A 21517-nucleotide genomic window follows, 5' to 3' on the forward strand; every position below is an offset into this window, starting at 1 on the left:
TTGAGAGAAAGTAACTTGTGCTATTAATAAAAAAATGGCACTTATGAGAGTAATTTTTTTCATCAGATTTGAGAGTTTTAATGAATTTTTATGCGGCTAATATATAATAATAATTAAAAAAAACTCCATGAAGTGCAAAAAAAATCGATAAAATGCAATAATGATATAGATTGCATTTGCTTAAATACTAGTAAAATAGCCCGTTTAATGACTTTATGCTTAATAAATAAAAATAAGGGTTAAATAGGCTAAAAATATCTACCTTTAAATAAATCATATTGTTATGCGTGTATTTTTCTTATTATTACTAGTGCTTTTTATTACAAATTGTAAAGAATCCGAACCTTTTACATTTAAGGTTATGACATGGAATATTTTACATGGGGCCAACGATATTCCAAATGGTAAAGAAAATGCCATTGCAATTATAAAAGAGATTAATCCAGATGTTGTATTAATGGTAGAAACCTACGGTTCTGGGAAAGAAATTGCAGAGGTTTTAGGATATAACTTTCATTTAATAGCACTCGAAGGAACTTCATTAGATGATAAAGGTACTAACTTGTCGATTTTTTCAAAGTTTCCTTTTGGAGATCGTATAGACACTGATTATCCTTTTTATTTAGGAGGAAGGGAAATTATTGTCAATAATCAAAAAATTAGATTTTTTTCTAATTGGTTTCATTATTTACCGTGGAATGATGCACCTGAAAAAATGGGTAAAACAGTTGAAGAATTACTAGCATGGGAGAATAATGGGAAACGTAATGAAATGATACAAAAAGTATTACCATACATTAAGCGGTATGCCAAAGAAACAGATTCAATACCTATGATTTTTGGAGGAGACATGAATACACCTTCGCATTTAGATTGGAATGAAAATACTAAAGCATTACATAATAATTTGGTTGTTCCATGGAGGGCAACAAAGGTTTTGGAAGACATGGGATTTATAGATTCTTTTAGAGTTTTAAAACCAGACCCTATGTCTAATCCCGGAATTACATGGGATGTAGAAGGGAAAGAGGATTCTCATAGAATAGATTACATTTTTTACAAGGGGTCTAAGTTAAAAGCCATAAAATCAGAAACATATAATGCCTTCTTTAATAAGCCTATCAAAATAAATGATAAAGAGATTATTTTTCCTTCAGATCATGGTTTTGTAGTAACTAGTTTTCAATTATAAAAAACTAATAGATTTATTGTTATTGGCTTTTCGAGTTTTATTTTACTCATTTTATGCATTAAAATAGCCTTTTTAAATAATTATTAGTATAAATTGTATTACAAAAAGCAATCAAATATGTGGTTAGAGGTGCATGCATCCTTTATCTTTGTTAATCAAATTAACTAAATATGCAAATAATTTATCGTTTAGTACTTATACTTATTTTGTTAAGTAGTTGCAATGAAAAAAACAAGACATTTTCAGAATCAGAAATAGCAATTCTTCCTCAACCATCTTCTGTGGTTTTAGGTAAATTCTCATTCGAATTAGAGGATAGCATGACCATTTATGCTGATACTAAAGAAGCTAAAATGGCAGGTGATTATTTTATTACATCTTTTAAAAATTCTATAAAAATAAATCTTCAGAAAACCGATAAAGAAAATGCAGATATTATATTTAAAGAAGACACCTCTCTAAATGATGATGAGTACAATTTAAATATTGTTCCAAAACAAATAACAGTTAATGCCAATGGATATGGAGGTTTTTTCTATGGAGTGCAAACCATAAAACAGCTACTGTCAAAAGAAATTCCAGAAAGACTAAATGAAGCTAAATACTTAATACCTACAGTTAATATTAAAGATAAACCACGTTTTAAATGGCGGGCTTATATGTTGGATGAGTCACGATATTTTCATGGGGAAAAGTTTGTAAAGCAAATGCTAGACCAAATGGCATTGTTAAAAATGAATGTATTTCATTGGCATTTAATTGATGATGCTGGGTGGCGTATAGAAATTAAAAAATATCCTTTGTTAACAGAAATTGGAGCATTTAGAGCAGACAGTGAAATTGAAACTTGGAAAAGCGGAAAAACTTCAGGGAAACCTCATGGAGGTTTTTATACTCAAGAACAAATAAAAAATATAGTAGCTTATGCAGCAGAAAGAAATATTACTATAGTTCCAGAATTTGAAATGCCTGGGCACTCTAGTGCAGCCATAGCGGCTTATACTTGGTTAGGTACTGCAGGAATAGATATTGATGTGCCTATTAAATTTGGACGTTTATATGATAATTATGATGTTACAAAACCTGAGGTAATTAAGTTTATAAAAGATGTATTAAACGAAATGTTCGAATTGTTCCCTTCAGAAGTTATCCACATAGGCGGTGATGAAGTAGGCTATAAAGTTTGGGAAGAATCAAAATCTGTTCAAAAATACATGAAAGAACAGGGCATTAAAACACCTGCCGATTTACAAATTGATTTTACCAATAAAATATCTCAATTTATGGAGAAAAATGAGAGAAGAATGATGGGCTGGAATGAGATTTTGGGGAAAAATATCCATCAAGGTTTTGAAGAAAAGAAACATGATAAAGAAGCCGAAACCGAATTGGCCAAAAATGTGGTGGTACATTTCTGGAAAGGAGATTTAGATTTGGCAAGAGATGCTGCTAAAAAGGGTTATGATATAGTAAACTCGTTGCATAGCAATACCTACTTAGATTATAATTATAAGTCTATTAGCTTAGAGAAAGCCTATGGCTTTAATCCTATTCCAGATGGTTTAGAGGAGCAATATCATAAAAATATATTAGGTTTAGGATGCCAAATGTGGAGCGAATGGACACCAACTAATCTTGATGTTGAGAGACAAACATTTCCAAGAATTGCAGCTTATGCAGAGGTAGGCTGGACGCAACTAGAAAATAAAGATTATAAGAGTTTTAAACGAGCTCTTAAAAAAATACAAAAACATTGGGATAGTTTGGAAATCAATTATTTTAAAGATGTTGAGTAAAACTAAAGTTTGAAAGCTTATGATTAGAATATCAAATAAAATAGGAATAGTTCTTTTCCTTTTTATGGCTATTATTTCATGTAAATCAGATAAAAAAGAAGTTGAAATCGTTAAAGAAAAACCTAATATCATTTTATTTATGATAGATGATATGGGTTGGCAAGATACCTCTGTGCCGTTTTGGAAAGAAAAAACAGTGTTTAACAACCGCTATCAAACACCAAACATGGAGCGACTTGCTAGTCAAGGTATGAAATTTACTCAAGCTTATGCAACGCCTGTTTGTACACCAACACGAGTGAGTTTGATTTCTGGAATGAATGCTGCTAGACATAAAGTTACCAATTGGACTTTTAAAAGAGATATTTCAATGGTAAGCCCCCCAAAAGGATTAAAAATGCCATATTGGAATTTGAATGGTGCGCAGCCAACCGATTCTGTACCACGCTCAGTCCATATTACACCATTACCACAAATACTAAAAGATAACGGCTATGAAACTATTCATGTTGGTAAAGCTCATTTTGGAGCCATAGGAACTCCAAGTGCAGACCCTATTGCGTTAGGATTTAATGTCAATATTGGTGGTCATGCTGCGGGCCAACCAGGAAGTTATTATGGGACAGACGATTTTAGAAACTTAAATAGTAAAACCACCATTTGGGACGTTCCTGGTTTAGAAAAATACCACGGAAAAGATATTTTTCTTACTGAAGCACTTACTAAAGAAGCCATAATCGCCATGGATAAAGCGGTTGCTAACGATAAGCCATTTTATTTATATATGTCGCATTATGCGGTACATACGCCAATTCAAGGTGATGCTAGGTTTGAACAGAAATATTTAGACCAAGGGCTACATCCCATAGAAGCAAGATATGCATCATTAATAGAGGGTATGGATAAGAGCTTGGGAGATATTATGAATCATTTGGAAGAAAAAGGAGTTTCTGAAAATACCATTATTTTATTTATGTCAGATAACGGCGGTTTAAGCGCAGTTGCTCGTGGTGGTGAAAAGCATACACATAATAAGCCTTTGTCGAGCGGAAAAGGCTCTGTACACGAAGGGGGTATTCGAGAGCCTATGCTTGTAAAGTGGCCAGGAGTTACTAAAGAAAAATCAGAAACAGATGATTTCGTAATTATCGAAGATTTTTTTCCAACCATTATTGAACTTGCAGGAATTGATGATTTTAAAACGGTTCAATCTGTCGATGGAAAAAGCTTTACGTCAATTTTAAAAGGCGAAAAGCAAGATAATAACAACAGAGCTTTATTTTGGCATTATCCAAACCATTGGGGGCCAACTGGACCAGGGATTGGAGCAACAAGTACTATACGGAAAGGTGATTGGAAATTAATTTACTATCATTTAGATAATAATTTCGAACTATTCAATATTGCTGATGATCTTGGGGAAACAATAAACCTAGCCACCAAAGAAAAAGCAAGGCTTAAAGCGTTGGCTAAAGATTTAGGGAGTTATTTAAGAAGTGTAAATGCGCAAATGCCAATATACACAGATACAAATAAACAAGTCCCTTGGCCAGATAGCGACGATGTGCTAAACTATTAGTAAAATAATTATTAAAAATAAATTCAGTTTCTTTAATACTAAAAATTCACAATCATGTTTAAAAAACACATTTTCGGGTTACTATTTGTCATGCTATTTTCGTTGATTAATGCGCAAACTAAAGTAGATTCATCACGGGTAGTTCGCGTGCTAACTTATAATATTTATCATGGTGAAACAGTTAGTGCTCAGAAACCATTTGATTTAGATTTATTGGCAAAAATAATTAGTGATACCAAACCAGATTTAGTGGCTATGCAAGAAGTAGACTTTAAAACCAAAAGGGTTTTAAAAATGGATTTGGTGACCGAGTTGGGTTTACGCACAAGAATGGTTGGTGTTTTTGGAAAAGCCATGCCTTTTGATGGTGGCGAATACGGAGAAGGCGTGCTGTCTAAAAATTCATTTTTAAGCACAAAAAACCATGCGTTGGGAGCAAGGGAGAATAAAGAGCCTCGTGCCGCATTGGAAGTGAATGTGCAAATTAAAAGCGGCGATTCCATTAGGTTTATTGGTACACATTTAGACCATACAAATGATGAAACCGACAGAATAAGTCAAGCAAAACAAATCAATGCTATTTTTTCTCAAGATGAAGTGCCCACCATTTTGGCAGGCGATTTAAACGCTACACCAGAAAGTGAAACCATGCAGGTTTTTTATCAAGAATGGAAGCAGTCATTTAAGGAAAACATACCAACCTATCCAGCAGTAAATCCAAAAATAAAAATAGACTATATTCTTTTTAGACCAGCAAATAGATGGCGTGTAATTGAAACAAAAGTTATTGATGAAGAAATTGCTTCAGATCACAGACCTGTTTTAAGTGTGTTGGAATTGTTAAAAGAGTAAAAAAATAAAGGGCAAATACATTATTTACCCTTTAAAAACTAAATAAAAAACTCATAATTAATTTGATTAAATTATTGTGACTAACTCAAAATATAATCATAAACTACATATCAAAATTAAGAATATATTTAATTAAAATCTACTAGTAATCAAACAACAACCAATACTTTCTTTGCATCAAAAGATTTAATTATTTAAAGGATTTTAAAATTTAAAAAGTTATACGTTTTAGTTATATTGTAAAAAATTATACGAAGGCATTTTCTTTTTACATAAAATAATTTTTAGTAATGAAAACCAAATAAGAATTTTTTAGCATTAAAACTGAATGGCTGTTTTTTGTTGTTTAGCTATGCAACACTGTTATTAGTCTAAAATACTTAACCACTCCGTTTAAATTAAAGATATTTATTTAGTTTTTAAAATATAAAAACACTTTATAAAATGTTAAACAAATACACGCTTATAATTCTTGTTTTTACAGTCTTCATTTCTTGTAAGAAAGAAGATAGAAAAATAGCTCAAAACACATCAAAAAACACTGTTCATGTCGATCCATTTATTGGCACAGGCGGTCATGGGCATACATACCCAGGAGCAACCGTTCCTTTTGGAATGCTACAAGTAACTCCTGTAAATGGTATTAGTAGTTGGGATTGGTGTTCAGGCTATCATTATTCCGATTCTATTGCAGTTGGTTTTAGTCATTTAGCGTTAAGTGGTACAGGTATTGGCGATTTAGCAGATGTGTTGTTTATGCCAATAAATAAAGAAGTTGATTTATCTGCAACACCATTGTCACGAGATTCATTAGCTTATAAATCGAAATACAATCATAAAAACGAAAAAGCGTCACCAGGGTATTATCAAGTGTTTTTAGAAGACCATAATGTGAATGTTGAGTTAACCACGGCGTTACGTACCGCTTACCATAAATATACATTTAAAAAAGAAGATAAACAAGCAGTAGTTATCGATTTAGGATTTGCGATAAATTGGGATAGAGTTCTTAAAAGCTCAATAACTATTGAAGATGATTATACTATTAGCGGTTACCGATTTAGTAAAGGTTGGGCAGCCAATCAAAAGGTGTTTTTTGTCGCTAAATTTTCTAAACCAATAACGAAACATCATATTTTTACTGATGGAAATCGTATAGAACATCAATCTTCTGAAGGTGAAAAAACATCGGTGCAATTATTTTTTGATGCTAATAATTCATCTCAATTATTCACTAAAGTAGCACTATCATCAGTAAGTATTGAAAATGCTAAAGACAATTTAGAAACAGGCGATTTTAATTTTGAAACTATTAAAACTGAAGCCGAAAATACTTGGAATGATGCCTTAACAAAAATTGAAGTTGAAACTTCAGTTGATTCATTAAAAACCATATTTTATACAGCTATGTATCATGCGCAATTAGCGCCAGTTACTTACAGTGATAAAAATGGACAATTCAGAAAAGAAAATGATGAAATTGTAACTGCCGAAAATTATACAGCATATTCAACATTGTCGCTTTGGGATACGTTTAGAGCAGAACATCCGCTTTTAACACTAACTGCACCAAACAAGGTTTCAGATATTATCAATACCATGTTGGCGTATTACGAAACTAAAAAGATTCTACCAGTTTGGACACTATATGCGAACGAAACCAACACCATGACAGGTTATCATTCTATTCCTGTAATTGTCGAAGCTTATAAAAAGGGTATTCGAGGTTTTGATGCAGAAAAAGCTTTTGAAGCTATGAAAACTACCATGATGCAAGATGAACGTGGATTGAATCATTATAAAAAGCATGGTTATATTCCGTATAGTTTATTAGACGAATCGGTTACCATTACTTTAGAATATGCTTACGATGATTGGTGTGTGGCGCAAATGGCAAAAGCATTAGGAAAAAACGATGATTATGAGTTTTTCTTGAATCGATCAAAAGCTTATCAGCATTTATTTGATAATGAAACAGGTTTTATGCGAGGAAAATCTGAGGATGGGAAATCTTGGAATGAACCTTTCGATCCTAAACATTCTAACCATAGAGAACAAACCGATTATACCGAAGGTAATGCTTGGCAGCATAGTTGGTTTGTACCACATGCTGTTAACGATTTTATAAAACTTCATGGAAGTAATGAGGTTTTTACCAACCGATTAGAACAATTATTTACAGAAAGCTCTGAAATTACGGGCGATAATGTTTCGGCAGATATATCTGGACTTATTGGTCAATATGCACATGGTAACGAGCCAAGTCACCATATTGCTTATATGTTTAATCATGCAAATCAACCATGGCGTACTCAATATTGGGCACGTTACATTATGAATACACAATACAATACAACACCAAATGGTTTGAGCGGTAATGAGGATTGCGGACAAATGTCTGCTTGGTATGCTTTAAGCTCTATTGGTTTATATCCTATGAATCCTGCTTCAGGTGATTACGAGATTGGAAGTCCGATTTTCGAAAAAGCGACTATTAAAATTTCTGAAGACAAATCATTTGTTATTAAAGCAGAGCAGGTTTCAGATAAAAACATATATATACAATCTGCTACATTAAATGGGGAAACATATAATCAAACATCTATTTCGCACAAACAAATTATGCAAGGTGGTACACTACATTTTGTTATGGGAAATCAACCTAATAAAAATTGGGGAATAACCAACAACTAAGCAACTAATTAACTAACAACCAATAACAAATGAATATCATTGATGTATCAATAATTATAATCTACATCGTATTAACTTTAGGTGTAGGGATTTGGATTTCTAAAAAAGCATCAAAAGGTTTAGATTCTTACTTTTTAGGAGGCAATAGTATAAAATGGTATTATTTAGGGTTGAGTAATGGCTCAGGAATGTTTGATGTTTCTGGAACAGCGTGGATGGTTGGCATCCTATTTTTATACGGGGCTAAAAGTTTTATGTTTATGTGGATTTGGCCTATTTGGAATCAAATCTTCATCATGATTTTTCTTGCTGCTTGGATTCGTCGTTCTAATATAATGACTGGTTCTGAGTGGATATTAACACGTTTTGGCGATGACAAACCAGGTAGAGCATCACATCTTATTGTCGCTATTTTTGCTATTATAGCATCAGTTGGTTTTATAGCGTATTTTTTTGAAGGTGTTGGTAAATTTATGACTATCATTTTACCTTGGGATTTAACCTTTATGCTAGGCGATAGTACTTTATTAGCTTCTGAACAAAGTTATGCGCTCATCATTATTTTTCTAACTACGATTTATACCATAAAAGGAGGAATGTTTTCTGTTGTAGCCACCGAAGTGTTGCAATACGGAATTATGGTTTTGGCGGGTATTTTGATTACCATTTATGCATTTGTAACGATTACAGATGCACAAATAGCAGCTGTTATTCCTAAAGAATGGAACTCCATTTTATTTGGAATGGAACTTGAAGGTTTCTGGGATGGAAAACTCCAATCGTTTAACGATTTGATAGATTCTCAAGGCTACAAAATGTTTGGAGCCTTTATTGGTATGTCTTTATTTAAAGGCATTTTCGCAAGTATTGCAGGACCTACACCAAGTTACGATATGCAACGTATTTTGTCAACGCGTTCTGTTAAAGAAGCGGCTTACATGAGTGGATTTACAAATTTGGTGCTTTTTATTCCACGTTATCTATTAATTGGTGGTATTGTAGTTATCGGTTTGGTTTTTTTAACTCCAGAAATGAGTGCACTAAAAAGTATTGGGTCTAACGATTTAGAAATTATACTTCCAAAGGTTATTAATTTTCATGTTCCTGTAGGGATTAAGGGTTTACTGTTAGCAGGACTTTTAGCAGCTTTTATGTCAACCTTTTCAGCATTTGTAAATTCTGGGCCAGCATACATTGTAAACGATATTTATAAAAAATATTTTAAACCAGAAGCATCATCTAAACATTATATAAAAGCAAGTCATATTGCATCATTTGCTGTGGTAATTGTTGGTGTTGTTATGGGGTTCTTTGCAGATTCGATAAACTCTTTAACATTATGGATTACAAGTGCATTATATGGCGGTTACGTTGCTTCAAATTTCTTAAAATGGATATGGTGGCGCTTTAATGGTTGGGGATATTTCTGGGGTATGTTGGCAGGTTTAATTATTGCTACACTTCAGTTTTTATTAGATCAAAATAAAGCTAATTTTGAGGTTGATACTTGGCTATACGATTTAGCACAAATACCAGCCATCTATGTATTTCCAATTATTTTCTTTGTGTCGCTTTTAGGATCCTTTTTAGGAACTTGGTTAACACCAGCAACTAATATGGAGACTCTTAAAAACTTTTATACCAATGTACGACCATGGGGTTGGTGGAATCCTGTGTATAAAGCAATTAAAAAAGAAGACGAATCGTTTACAAAAAATAATGATTTCATAAGTGATATGATGAATTGTATTATTGGTGTTATTTGGCAATCTAGTATGATTTTATTGCCTATTTATTTTATGGTAAGAGACTACCAAAATGCATTATGGGCATTGTTAGTTTTTGCTATAACGTCAATAATATTAAAATTCACTTGGTTAGATAAAGTAAAAAAATATAAAAATTAAAAATGCAAAACAAACCTTTTCCTTGGCAAGACAGACCTGAAGGTTGTCAGGATGTTATATGGCGTCATAGTGCTAATCCAATTATAAACAGATACGATATTCCAACTTCTAATAGTATCTTTAATAGTGCGGTAGTATCTTTTAAAGATGGCTATGCGGGTGTTTTTAGATGTGATAATAAAGCAGTACAAATGAATATTTTTGCTGGTTTTAGTAAAAATGGTATCGATTGGGATATTAATCATAGTCCCATCGAAATGCAAGCAGGTAATACCAATATGATTGAATCTGATTATAAATACGATCCGCGAGTGGTATTTATTGAAGACCGTTATTGGATAACATGGTGTAACGGTTATCATGGTCCAACCATTGGTATAGGATATACCTTTGATTTTAAAGAATTTTTTCAATGCGAGAATGCTTTTTTACCATTTAATAGAAACGGTGTATTGTTTCCTCAGAAAATCAATGGAAAATACGCTATGTTAAGTCGCCCTAGCGATAATGGGCATACGCCATTTGGAGATATTTATATTAGCTACAGCCCAGATATGAAATATTGGGGAGAACATCGCTGTGTAATGAAAGCAACAAATTTTGAGGATAGCGCATGGCAATGCACAAAAATTGGAGCAGGTCCTATTCCTATTTTAACAGACGAAGGTTGGTTAATGATTTATCACGGCGTTATAAACACCTGTAATGGTTTTCGGTATGCTATGGGTTCTGCTTTGTTAGATGAAAACGAACCTAATAAAGTAAAATATAGAACACAACCTTATTTATTAGGTCCAGCAGAAAATTACGAGATGGTAGGCGATGTTCCTAATGTAGTATTTCCGTGTGCTGCATTACATGATACTGAAGCAGATAAATTAGCCATTTATTACGGTGCAGCAGATACTGTTGTTGGGTTAGCTTATGGAAGATTAAGTGAAGTCATTCAATTTACAAAAGATAATAGTTTATAGAATAATTTTAATTGTCACATTGATCGCAGTCAAGACGTCTTAACATTTGAATAAAAATGAATCAAAGTTTAAACAAATATTTTTCACTATATTTTTTTTGTGTTTCAATAATAAGTTGCGCACAATCAAAAAAGGAAATTATTCCACAAACTTATGTCGCTCATAAAATTTCGGAAGCCATAACTATTGATGGTAAAGCAGATGAAGTGGTTTGGGAAAAAGCAAAATGGACGAATAATTTTATCGATATTGAAGGTGTTAAAACACCAAAATATAAAACCAATGTAAAAATGCTTTGGGATGAAAATTACTATTATATTTTAGCCGAAATAAAAGAACCACACGTTTGGGGTGATATAACAGAACGCGACGCTGTTATTTTTTATAATAACGATTTTGAAGTGTTTATAGACCCTGATGGTGATACTCATAATTATTACGAATTAGAAATTAATGCTCTTAATACGGTTTGGGACTTGTTTATAAATAAACCTTACAGAGAACTTGATAATGTGGTGCTAAATGACTGGAATTATACAGGCTTAAAGTCAGCAGTTAGTGTTAATGGTACACTAAATAACCCAAATGATATTGATAAAAGTTGGACGCTTGAAATTGCTATTCCTTTTAAAGATTTAAGAACAGCTTATAATCAAGATAATGTGCCAAGAGACCAATTTTATCGTGTTAATTTTTCAAGAGTCAATTGGAATCACGATATCACAAATGGTGTGTATTCTCGTAAAAAAGATAAAGACGGTAAGTTTTTACATGAGTACAATTGGGTTTGGTCACCAACCGGTGTTATAAATATGCACTTGCCAGAAAACTGGGGCTATGTTTATTTTTCTTCAAAAGAAGTGGGTAACAACGAAAGTTTTATTATTCCAAATGACGATAAAATAAAATGGAAATTATACGAACTCTTTCGTGCAAATAAAGCATATTATACTGCAAATAAAACTTCGGCAACATCCCTTGATGACTTAAAAATGCCTATAATAACTATAGATAAAAATGAAATAAAGCCAACTATTGAAACTCATAGTTTTGGATGGACTATTTCAGCGAAAAGCCCGTTTTCAAATAATGTATTAATTATAAAGGAGGATGGCTCTTTTTATAAAGAAAATAAATAAATGAAACAGTTAGTATATGTAGTTTTTGTAATACTATTTTTTGCATGTTCAAACGAAACTAATAAAAAAGTAACTTCAAAAAAAGTAGTAATAACTGAAAAAAAAAATAATGGAAATTATAAAATAATTGGCTATGCAGCTGGTTATGAAGAATATGATTTTTCTAAAATTGATGCCAAAAAACTAACGCACATCAACTTTGCTTTTGCTAACATTATAGAGGGTAAGGTAGCATTCGAGTTAGACACTGATGCTGCAAAAATTTCTACTTTGGTTGGTCTTAAAAAACAAAATCCAGATTTAAAAATTTTATATTCAGTCGGAGGCTGGGTTTGGTCTGATCAATTTTCAACTATGGCAGCGTATGAAGAATCACGTCAACTTTTTGCAGAAAGCTGCGTCGCACTTCTTAAAAAGCATGAATTTGATGGGGTTGATTTGGATTGGGAATATCCAGGCCAACGTGCAGAAGACAACGTTTTTCGTCCAGCCGATAAAGATAATTTTACTTTACTTTTAAAAGATATTCGAGAAGCACTTAATGTGCAGGGCGAAAAAGACGACACTCACTATTTATTGACCATTGCTACTGGTGCTAATCAGGCATATATCGATAATACCGATTTAGGGGAAGCACACAGATATCTTGATTTTATCAACGTCATGTGCTATGACTTTTATCAAGGTTGGATGTATCAAACTGGGCATCACGCAAATTTATATCCCTCAGACAAAGAGAAATATGGCGGGAATAGTGGCGTAGAAGCCATTGAAAGACATATTGTAGCAGGTGTTCCTGTAAACAAACTTGTTTTGGGAATTCCTTTTTATGGTAGACAATGGGAAAAAGTGCCGCCTACAGATGTTCCTTTGTACACATCAGCCAATGAAGGTGGATATATCATTTCTTATTGGCAAATTCTTGAAAAAATAAAATCAGGCAATTACGAAAAAGGCTATGATGAATCTGCAAAAGCTTCCTTTTTATGGAGTGCCACCGATAGTATTTTTATCTCGTACGATACTCCAAAAGATGTACAATTAAAAGCGACATATATTAAAGAAAAAGGTTTAGGTGGTGCCATGTTTTGGGAATATAGCTTAGATAAAGACCAAGAGTTGCTCAATACACTTTATAAAAGCATGAAATAAAGTTGTTAATCAAAATTAAAACTAACAAAATGAAAACACTAAAAAAACTACCAATTTTATTAGCATTACTAATTTTTGTTGCGTGTAATCAAAAAGAAGAAAAGCAGAATAGCTCAGAAGCTGTTCAAACTGAAACTACTAAAGAAACCTTCAAATTTGGAACGTGGATAACTTCAAATAAAGAAAAAACAAATGAGTTTTACGAAGCCGAGTTTAAAAAATATAAAGCTGGAGGTATTGATGAGGTACTCATAAACACAGGTACAGATCCAAAAGAATTGGCGAGGTTAACACCAATTGCAAAAGCCGCCGGTTTAAATGTGCATGCATGGATAATGGCTATGAACAGGCCTGGAGACACTGTGGCGCTTAAGCATCCAGAATGGTATATTGTAAGTCGTGATGGGAAATCGTGTTTCGATACGCGTCCGTATGTCGATTATTATCAATGGCTTTGCCCAACTAGAAAGGAATCTCGTAATCACGTTTTAGGTTTGGTTGAAGGATTAGCAAAAGTTGACGATGTAGAAAGTGTACATTTAGATTATATTCGTTTTCCAGACATCTTTTTACCAATTGGTTTATTACCAAAATACAACTTAGTACAAGATACCGAAATGGCAGAATTTGATTTTTGTTATTGTGATGAATGTGTAAATGCGTTCGAAAAAATACATCATAAAAACCCAAGAGATAGTAAAAACACAGCTATCGATATGGAATGGAAAAACTTCAGATTAAACGCGATTCGCTCTGTGGTAAACGATGCTTATAAAATTGTACATGATAATAATAAAATATTAACGGCTGCAGTATTTCCTTATCCAGAAATGGCAGACCACATGGTACGCCAGCGTTGGGATAAATGGGATATTGATGAGGTTTATCCTATGATTTATCATGGCTTTTATAACGAGGAAATAGATTGGATTGGATACGCTACCAAACAATGTGTTACCGATGTTGAATCTGAAAATATAGGAATAAATACAGGAGTTTATATGCCAGATTTTAAATCGGTTGAAGAATTAAAACAAGCTATTATGTATGCAAAAGATAATGGCGCAAAAGGCGTTACCTTTTTTGATGCACCAACGTTAACCGATGAATATTTAGAAGTTATAAAAGAAACAAAAGCATTAATTAATAAATAATCATGTTAAAAAAAAGTTTCATTTTAGTCTTAATTAGCTTACTCTTTTTTGATTGTACAAAGGATAAAAATGAATCTATTGAAAAACTAACACATTATGTAAACCCATTTATAGGTACAGATGGTCCTGGGAACACGTACCCTGGAGCAACAGTACCTTTTGGAATGGTACAGTTAAGCCCAGATATTGGTATTCCGGGTTGGGATAGAATTGCTGGATATTATTACCAAGATTCTATAATATCTGGGTTTTCGCATATGCATTTAACGGGTACAGGAGCTGGCGATTTATACGATATTTTAGTCATGCCTACTAATAGCAGATTTAGCAAACGGATTAAAGAAAATAACTTTAAACCGTTTTCACGTTTTTCTCACGAAAAGGAAGAAGCCTCACCAGGATACTATTCAGTTAATTTATTGGATTATGGTATTAAAGCCGAAGTTACAGCAACAGAACGTACAGGTATTCATAAATATACATTTCCGCAAGATAGTGTATCACAAATTCATATAGATTTAGGTTATGCGCTTAATTGGGATGCGCCAACCGATACATATATTAAAGTTATAAATAATACTACAATAACAGGATATAGAAAATCGACAGGTTGGGCAAAAGATCAACGCGTGTATTTTCAAATGGAGTTTTCCAAGCCCTTTAAATCGTATCAATTGTATCAAAATGATACTCTAGTTAAACATTCTACAAAAGCAAAAAATACTAAAATCATTTTAAATTATAATACAAGAGAAAATGAGGTAATTGTTTTAAAAACAGGGCTTTCAACAGCAAATAATGAAGGTGCTACATTATCTTTAAAAAACGAAGCACCACATTTTAATTTTGAAACCTATAAAAAACAAGCCGATAGTATTTGGGAAAATCAATTGCAAAAAATATATGTAGAAACTAAAAACGAAACCCAAAAACATATTTTCTATACTATGCTGTATCAGAGTATGTTAGCACCAACACTTTTAAGTGATTATAACAACAACTATAAAGGAGCAAACGATACTATAATGAAAGCTCAAGGCTACCAGAGATACGATACGTTTTCGTTATGGGATACCTACAGAGCAGCTCACCCATTATATACCATTATGCATCCCAAACGTGTTAGCGATATGATACAATCTTTGTTGGCACATTACAACGAAACAGGTTTACTTCCTGTTTGGTCTATGCAAGGAAATGAAACCAATATGATGATTGGTTATCACGCCATTCCCGTAATTGTGGATGCTTATTTTAAAGGGATAAATTTTGATGCGCAATTAGCTTTTCAAGCCTGTAAAGCAAGCGCTATGGATGAGGCTAGACAGATTGATATTTATAAAAAACTAGGCTTTATTCCTGTAGATGAAGCACACGAAAACTGGTCGGTTTCAAAAACTTTAGAATATGCTTATGGAGATTGGTGTGTGGCACAATTTGCAAAAGCTTTAAATAAAGTTGAGGATTACGAATATTTTATAAAACGATCAGAGAATTGGAAAAACGTGTACGATGCTAAGAGTAGTTTTATGCGCCCAAAATTAGAAGATGGTACCTTTATAAAAGATTTCATTCCTAAAGACTATTCTGCATATTTTTGCGAGAGTAATGCATGGCAATATTTTTGGTCGGTTCAGCACGATGTAAACGGACTTATTAAAGCCGTTGGAGGTAAAGAGCGGTTTGAGCAAAAATTAGACTCAATGTTTACATTAAATCCATTACCAACCGATAAGCTGCCCATTTTTAGTACAGGCATGATAGGGCAATATGCGCATGGTAACGAACCAAGTCATCATGTGGGCTATTTATATAACTATATTGATAAACCTTGGAAAACCCAAAATAGGGTTCGACAAATTCTTAAAACACAATATAAAAATGAACCTAACGGGCACTGCGGAAATGAAGACTGCGGACAAATGTCGTCTTGGTATATTTTTAGTAGTTTAGGATTTTATCCAGTAAACCCTGCAGAAGGGTTGTATCAATTTGGTTCACCAATTTTTGATAAAGCGACCATCAATTTAGAAAACGGAAAGCAATTTAAAGTAGAAGCCATAAACAATTCTAAAACCAATAAATATATAACATCTATAATGTTAAACGGACAGGCTATTGATAGACATTATATAACACATGAAGAAATTATAAACGGAGGTACATTAGTTTTTACAATGAGTAATACACCTTTAAAGTTTTAATACATGAAACATCTATAAATTCTATTTAACCATACAACCGAATGATTATTTAGGATGTTACATGTGACTGGTGAAAAACAATAACAATAAATATAAATACATGAAATTAAAAGCATTAATAATATTAACAATGGCCCTTATTTTTTTTAGTTGCGATACTAAAGAAGTTAAGGTATTTACTAAAAATGACATTCAAGTAATTCCAAAACCAGAAACTATAAAATTGAATGAGGGGAGTTTTCAGTTTAATAAAAATACGGTGTTTTATATTACAGATAAAGCACAATCGGCTGTAGCTAAAATTTTAATTGATAAGTTTAAAAACGCTCAGGGCTGGGATTTAAAATTGGTTGAAACATTGCCTAAATCTAATTTCATTCAATTTAAAACCTCAAAAAATATAGAAAAAGAAGGCTATAAATTAGTAATCGAAAATAATATAATAACAATTGAATTTAACGATTTTAATGGGCTTTTATATGGTATACAAACCTTAAGACAATTATTACCAACAGCTATTGAATCTCAAACTAAAGTAGCAGATATTAATTGGGTAATTCCAAATTTAGAAATCACTGATAAACCACGTTTTCAATGGCGAGGTTTAATGCTAGATGTATCACGTCATTTTTTTCAAAAAGAATATATTAAAAAAACAATCGACCGTTTAGCATATCATAAAATGAATACCTTTCATTTTCATCTAGTAGATGATCAAGGTTGGCGTATTGAAATTAAAAAATATCCAAAACTAACCGAGGTTGGTGCTTTTAGAGTCGATCAAGAAGATAAACCTTGGGATGGGCGTTACACTCCAGAATTAGACGAAAAAGCAACTTATGGTGGTTTCTATACCCAAGAAGATATTAAAGAAATTGTAGCTTATGCCGAAAGCAGAGGTGTTAATGTTGTACCAGAAATTGAAATGCCAGCACATGTTACAAGTGCTATAGCTTCATATCCAGAGTTATCCTGTTTAGAAAAACCAGTTCCAGTACCATCTGGCGGATTATGGCCTATAACCGATATTTACTGTGCAGGAAAAGATTCAACCTTCGAATTTTTAGAAGATGTATTAATCGAAGTTATGGCCTTGTTTCCATCAAAATACATCCATGTTGGTGGTGACGAAGCGACTAAAACCAATTGGGAAAAATGTCCACATTGTAAAAAGCGTATGGAAGATGAGGGACTTAAATCTACCGAAGAATTACAAAGTTATTTTATAAAACGTATGGAACGTTTTATAAGCTCAAAAGGGCGTGTTCTTATTGGTTGGGACGAAATTTTAGAAGGGGGGTTAGCACCTGGAGCAACAGTGATGAGTTGGCGAGGTGTTAAAGGCGGATTGGAAGCATCTGAGCAGGGACATGATGTGGTTATGACACCAGGAACACATTGTTATTTTGATCATTATCAAGGACCAATGGATACCGAGCCTTTAGCTTGGGGAGGAAATACACCAGTGAGCAAAGTATATCAATTTGATCCTATTGTAGATTCGATGAGTGAAGAACAAGCAAAGCATGTTTTGGGCGGACAAGCCAATTTATGGTCAGAACACATTACTACCGAATCACACTCAGAATATATGATTTATCCTAGATTAGCTGCTTTATCTGAAGCACTATGGAGCCCCAAAGAAAATAGAGATTGGAACGATTTTTCGGTACGTTTAGAAAATAGGTTTGAAAGTTATGAGTACCAAGGTATAAATTACGCAAAAAGTGCTTATACCTTAACATCTAACACCAAAGTTAACGACACAACAAACACCATTACAGTAACTCTAAAAAACGAATTCCCTGTTGCAAATATTCGTTACGCTTTAAATGGAGCACCACTTGACGAAACCGCAATAGTTTATACAAAACCTATTAAAATAAATTCGACTACAACCATAAAAGCATCGCTTTATAAAGATGATAAACCAGTAGGTAAAGTATTCGAAAAAACATTTAATTATCATAAAGCCGTTGGTAAGAAAGTCATTTACAATACAAAATATAGCGATAGTTACAAAGGAAAAGAATCTGCAAACATGGTAAATATTATTCGTGGATCTAAAAATTTTCATGACGGACAATGGCAAGCTTGGTTAGTTGACGACATGGAATTAACTATAGATTTAGAAGAAGAAACAGAAGTTTCTAACGTCTCTTTAGGGGCTATGGAAAGCCAAGGACCAAGTATTTATTTTCCAACGCAAGTTGAGGTACTATTATCTAATGATGGTAAGGTGTTTTCCAGTGTAGGAAAAATAGATAGACCTTATAAAAATAATCCAGGAATTACACTTAAAGACTTTAGCATTGGTTTTGATTCTCAAAAAGCAAGATTTGTAAAAGTAAAAGCTAAAAATTTAAAGAAATCTGAAAGAGGAAGCGATACTTGGATGTTTTTTGACGAGATTATTGTGCGCTAAAGTATTTTTTCTAGCTACTATTTCATGTTATCGGTCGATTTTTTTTTGATTAACTTTAAATGATTATTAATATAAGTTTTTAATAAAACCTAAAATAATGGCAAAGGATAAAAAAAATAGTAATCGTTTTGTTTTAGCACTATATTTTATAGTACCATTTGCAATTGTTTTACTAGTAAAATATGGATTATCTATTTCAGATTATTCAAATAAATATATAAGTAATGCAACTTCTGCGGAGCATTCAGATTTAAATGAAAAAACAAATAAACTGCCAGATACCATTGATTATATTTTTGATGTAAAACCTATTCTATCAGACCGTTGTTATTTATGTCATGGGCCAGATGAAGGTACTCGCGAAGCAGGTTTAAGATTAGATACTAAAGATGGTGCATACAAAGCTTTAGCTAGTAATTTAGAGAATTACACCATTGTTCCAGGAAAACCAGAGCAAAGTCGGTTAGTATATAAAATTACAAATACAGACCCACAGCAAGTAATGCCTCCACCAAACTCTAATTTAACCTTGTCTGAATACGAGAAGCAAGTCTTAATTAAATGGATAGAACAAGGCGCAGCGTGGAAATCACATTGGTCATTTGTTGCTCCACAAAAAAAGGAGGTTCCTAAAATTATAAATGAAAAGTGGGCAACTAATGAGGTTGATTATTTTATTGCTAAGCGACTAGATTTAGAAGAATTAAAACCCTCTAAAGAAGCCTCGAAAGAACAGTTAATAAGACGAGTGTATTTTGATCTTACAGGGCTTCCTCCATCATTAGAAGATATCGATGCCTTTTTAAGTGATAAAACTAATAATGCATACGAAAAAGTAGTCGATAAACTATTGACATCAAATGCTTACGGAGAGCGTATGGCTGCAACTTGGTTAGACCTGTCTAGATATGCCGATACTCATGGCTATCAAGATGATTTAGAACGTATAATGTGGCCATGGCGAGATTGGGTAATTAGTGCCTTTAATAGAAATATACCTTACGATGAGTTTGTGAAATGGCAGTTAGCAGGCGATTTAATACCAAATGCAACACCAGAACAAATAGTAGCCACGGCATTTAACAGAAATCATAAAATTACCCAAGAAGGAGGTGTAATTGACGAAGAATATCGTGTAGAGTACGTTATGGATAGAGCCAACACCACATCAAAAGCCATATTGGGGTTAACTATGGAATGTGCTAGATGTCATGACCATAAATACGACCCCATTTCGCAAAAAGAATTTTATAGCTTTTATGGTTTTTTTAATAAGGTAGGCGAAAAAGGACAAATTGACTATGGTGAAATTCCAGAACCGAATATTAAAATTACTCAAAAAGAAATTGATGAAGCCCTAGCATTTATAAACTTACCAGACTCTATAAAAGAGATTAAACTTATGGTAATGAAAGATAATGCTCCTAATAGAAAAACCCATATATTAAAACGTGGGCAATATGATGCGCCAGATAAAGAAGTAGAACTAGGCACACCAAATGTTATTTTAAAATATTCAGATTCACTTCCAAAAAACAGACTAGGACTTGCCAATTGGATTTTTAATAAAGATAATGCTCTAACAGCGAGAGTTGCTGTAAACCGGATGTGGCAGCACATTTTTGGCGTTGGTATTGTTTCAACTTCAGACGATTTTGGAAACCAAGGGGCATTACCATCTCATCCAGAATTGTTAGATTGGTTAGCAGTAACCTTTAGAGAAGAAGGGTGGGATATGAAAAAGATGTACAAACGTTTGGTTATGTCTAGTACTTACAAGCAAACCTCTAAAATACCACCTAATTTATTAGAGATAGACCCAGACAATGTATTGTTAGCTAGATATTCTAGAAGCAAACTAACAGCAGAAATGATTCGAGATAATGCTTTAGCTGTTAGCGGTTTGTTAGTTAATAAAATTGGAGGACCAAGTGTAAAACCATATCAACCTCCTGGACTTTGGGCAGAAACAACCTCGGGTCAAGGACTTACAAAATACATACCAGATACAGGTGAAAATTTGTATAGACGGAGTTTATATACATTTTGGAAACGTACTGTACCACCACCAACTATGATGACTTTTGATGCGCCTACCAGAGATTTCTGCGAAGTTAAACGACAAAAAACAAGTACCCCACTACAAGCTTTAGTTATGCTAAACGACCCTCAGCTTATTGAAGCGGCAGAGCATTTAGCAAAAACCGTATTGGAAGATAAAACGATATCTAAAGATGATCGTGTAAAATTAATATTTAGAAAAATAACCTCTCGTTTTCCTACAGAGGAAGAATTAACAGAATTAGTACAATACGTAAAAACTGTTGAAACTGATTTTGAAAGTAACTCTAATATAGCCAAATCTGGAAGTGCTTCAAAAACAGAATATGCGTACACGTTGCTTTCAAGTTTAATTTTTAATCTAGACGAAGCTATTATTAAAGGATAA

The 21517-nt window shown here is 33.0% G+C and carries 13 protein-coding genes; all 13 read left to right on the forward strand.

Going from position 1 to position 21517, the window contains the following annotated elements:
* The first annotated feature begins 283 nt into the window (after positions 1 to 283).
* Positions 284 to 1192, forward strand: coding sequence for an endonuclease/exonuclease/phosphatase family protein (locus AADI82_RS02695; RefSeq protein WP_341214931.1), 909 nt, complete (start codon positions 284 to 286; stop codon positions 1190 to 1192).
* 170 nt (positions 1193 to 1362) lie between these two features.
* A complete protein-coding gene (locus AADI82_RS02700) occupies positions 1363 to 2988 on the forward strand; it encodes a beta-N-acetylhexosaminidase (RefSeq protein WP_341214932.1) in 1626 nt (541 codons plus the stop codon).
* Between the two features lie 19 nt (positions 2989 to 3007).
* Positions 3008 to 4567: a sulfatase gene (locus AADI82_RS02705; protein WP_341214933.1), complete on the forward strand. Its 1560-nt coding sequence runs from the start codon at positions 3008 to 3010 to the stop codon at positions 4565 to 4567.
* 54 nt (positions 4568 to 4621) lie between these two features.
* Entirely contained in the window at positions 4622 to 5419 is a 798-nt protein-coding gene (locus tag AADI82_RS02710) for an endonuclease/exonuclease/phosphatase family protein (protein ID WP_341214934.1), read from the forward strand.
* 444 nt (positions 5420 to 5863) lie between these two features.
* Positions 5864 to 8113, forward strand: coding sequence for a GH92 family glycosyl hydrolase (locus tag AADI82_RS02715; RefSeq protein WP_341214935.1), 2250 nt, complete (start codon positions 5864 to 5866; stop codon positions 8111 to 8113).
* Positions 8114 to 8142: 29 nt separating this feature from the next.
* A complete protein-coding gene (locus AADI82_RS02720; RefSeq protein ID WP_341214936.1) occupies positions 8143 to 10020 on the forward strand; it encodes a sodium:solute symporter family protein in 1878 nt (625 codons plus the stop codon).
* A gap of 2 nt (positions 10021 to 10022) precedes the next feature.
* A complete protein-coding gene (locus AADI82_RS02725) occupies positions 10023 to 10994 on the forward strand; it encodes a glycoside hydrolase family 130 protein (RefSeq protein WP_341214937.1) in 972 nt (323 codons plus the stop codon).
* 56 nt (positions 10995 to 11050) lie between these two features.
* Positions 11051 to 12133, forward strand: a complete 1083-nt coding sequence (locus AADI82_RS02730) for a carbohydrate-binding family 9-like protein (protein ID WP_341214938.1) — start codon at positions 11051 to 11053, stop codon at positions 12131 to 12133.
* A complete protein-coding gene (locus AADI82_RS02735; RefSeq protein WP_341214939.1) occupies positions 12134 to 13285 on the forward strand; it encodes a glycoside hydrolase family 18 protein in 1152 nt (383 codons plus the stop codon).
* A 29-nt stretch (positions 13286 to 13314) separates the two neighbouring features.
* Entirely contained in the window at positions 13315 to 14439 is a 1125-nt protein-coding gene (locus tag AADI82_RS02740) for a family 10 glycosylhydrolase (RefSeq protein ID WP_341214940.1), read from the forward strand.
* Between the two features lie 2 nt (positions 14440 to 14441).
* A complete protein-coding gene (locus AADI82_RS02745; protein WP_341214941.1) occupies positions 14442 to 16643 on the forward strand; it encodes a GH92 family glycosyl hydrolase in 2202 nt (733 codons plus the stop codon).
* A 100-nt stretch (positions 16644 to 16743) separates the two neighbouring features.
* Positions 16744 to 19068: a glycoside hydrolase family 20 protein gene (locus AADI82_RS02750; RefSeq protein WP_341214942.1), complete on the forward strand. Its 2325-nt coding sequence runs from the start codon at positions 16744 to 16746 to the stop codon at positions 19066 to 19068.
* A gap of 97 nt (positions 19069 to 19165) precedes the next feature.
* Positions 19166 to 21517 carry a PSD1 and planctomycete cytochrome C domain-containing protein gene (locus AADI82_RS02755; RefSeq protein WP_341214943.1) on the forward strand — a complete coding sequence of 784 codons (2352 nt, stop codon included), beginning with the start codon at positions 19166 to 19168 and terminating at the stop codon, positions 21515 to 21517.

The sequence above is a fragment of the uncultured Wocania sp. genome (genome assembly GCF_964021735.1).
Lineage (GTDB): Bacteria > Bacteroidota > Bacteroidia > Flavobacteriales > Flavobacteriaceae > Wocania_A.

Excerpts from the sequence above, each read along its gene's own strand:
- AADI82_RS02755 (WP_341214943.1), top strand. The coding sequence starts at position 19,166 with ATGGCAAAGGATAAAAAAAATAGTAATCGTTTTGTTTTAGCACTATAT.
- AADI82_RS02700 (WP_341214932.1), top strand. The coding sequence starts at position 1,363 with ATGCAAATAATTTATCGTTTAGTACTTATACTTATTTTGTTAAGTAGT.
- AADI82_RS02710 (WP_341214934.1), top strand. The coding sequence starts at position 4,622 with ATGTTTAAAAAACACATTTTCGGGTTACTATTTGTCATGCTATTTTCG.
- AADI82_RS02705 (WP_341214933.1), top strand. The coding sequence starts at position 3,008 with ATGATTAGAATATCAAATAAAATAGGAATAGTTCTTTTCCTTTTTATG.
- AADI82_RS02735 (WP_341214939.1), top strand. The coding sequence starts at position 12,134 with ATGAAACAGTTAGTATATGTAGTTTTTGTAATACTATTTTTTGCATGT.
- AADI82_RS02740 (WP_341214940.1), top strand. The coding sequence starts at position 13,315 with ATGAAAACACTAAAAAAACTACCAATTTTATTAGCATTACTAATTTTT.
- AADI82_RS02725 (WP_341214937.1), top strand. The coding sequence starts at position 10,023 with ATGCAAAACAAACCTTTTCCTTGGCAAGACAGACCTGAAGGTTGTCAG.
- AADI82_RS02745 (WP_341214941.1), top strand. The coding sequence starts at position 14,442 with ATGTTAAAAAAAAGTTTCATTTTAGTCTTAATTAGCTTACTCTTTTTT.
- AADI82_RS02750 (WP_341214942.1), top strand. The coding sequence starts at position 16,744 with ATGAAATTAAAAGCATTAATAATATTAACAATGGCCCTTATTTTTTTT.
- AADI82_RS02715 (WP_341214935.1), top strand. The coding sequence starts at position 5,864 with ATGTTAAACAAATACACGCTTATAATTCTTGTTTTTACAGTCTTCATT.
- AADI82_RS02730 (WP_341214938.1), top strand. The coding sequence starts at position 11,051 with ATGAATCAAAGTTTAAACAAATATTTTTCACTATATTTTTTTTGTGTT.
- AADI82_RS02695 (WP_341214931.1), top strand. The coding sequence starts at position 284 with ATGCGTGTATTTTTCTTATTATTACTAGTGCTTTTTATTACAAATTGT.
- AADI82_RS02720 (WP_341214936.1), top strand. The coding sequence starts at position 8,143 with ATGAATATCATTGATGTATCAATAATTATAATCTACATCGTATTAACT.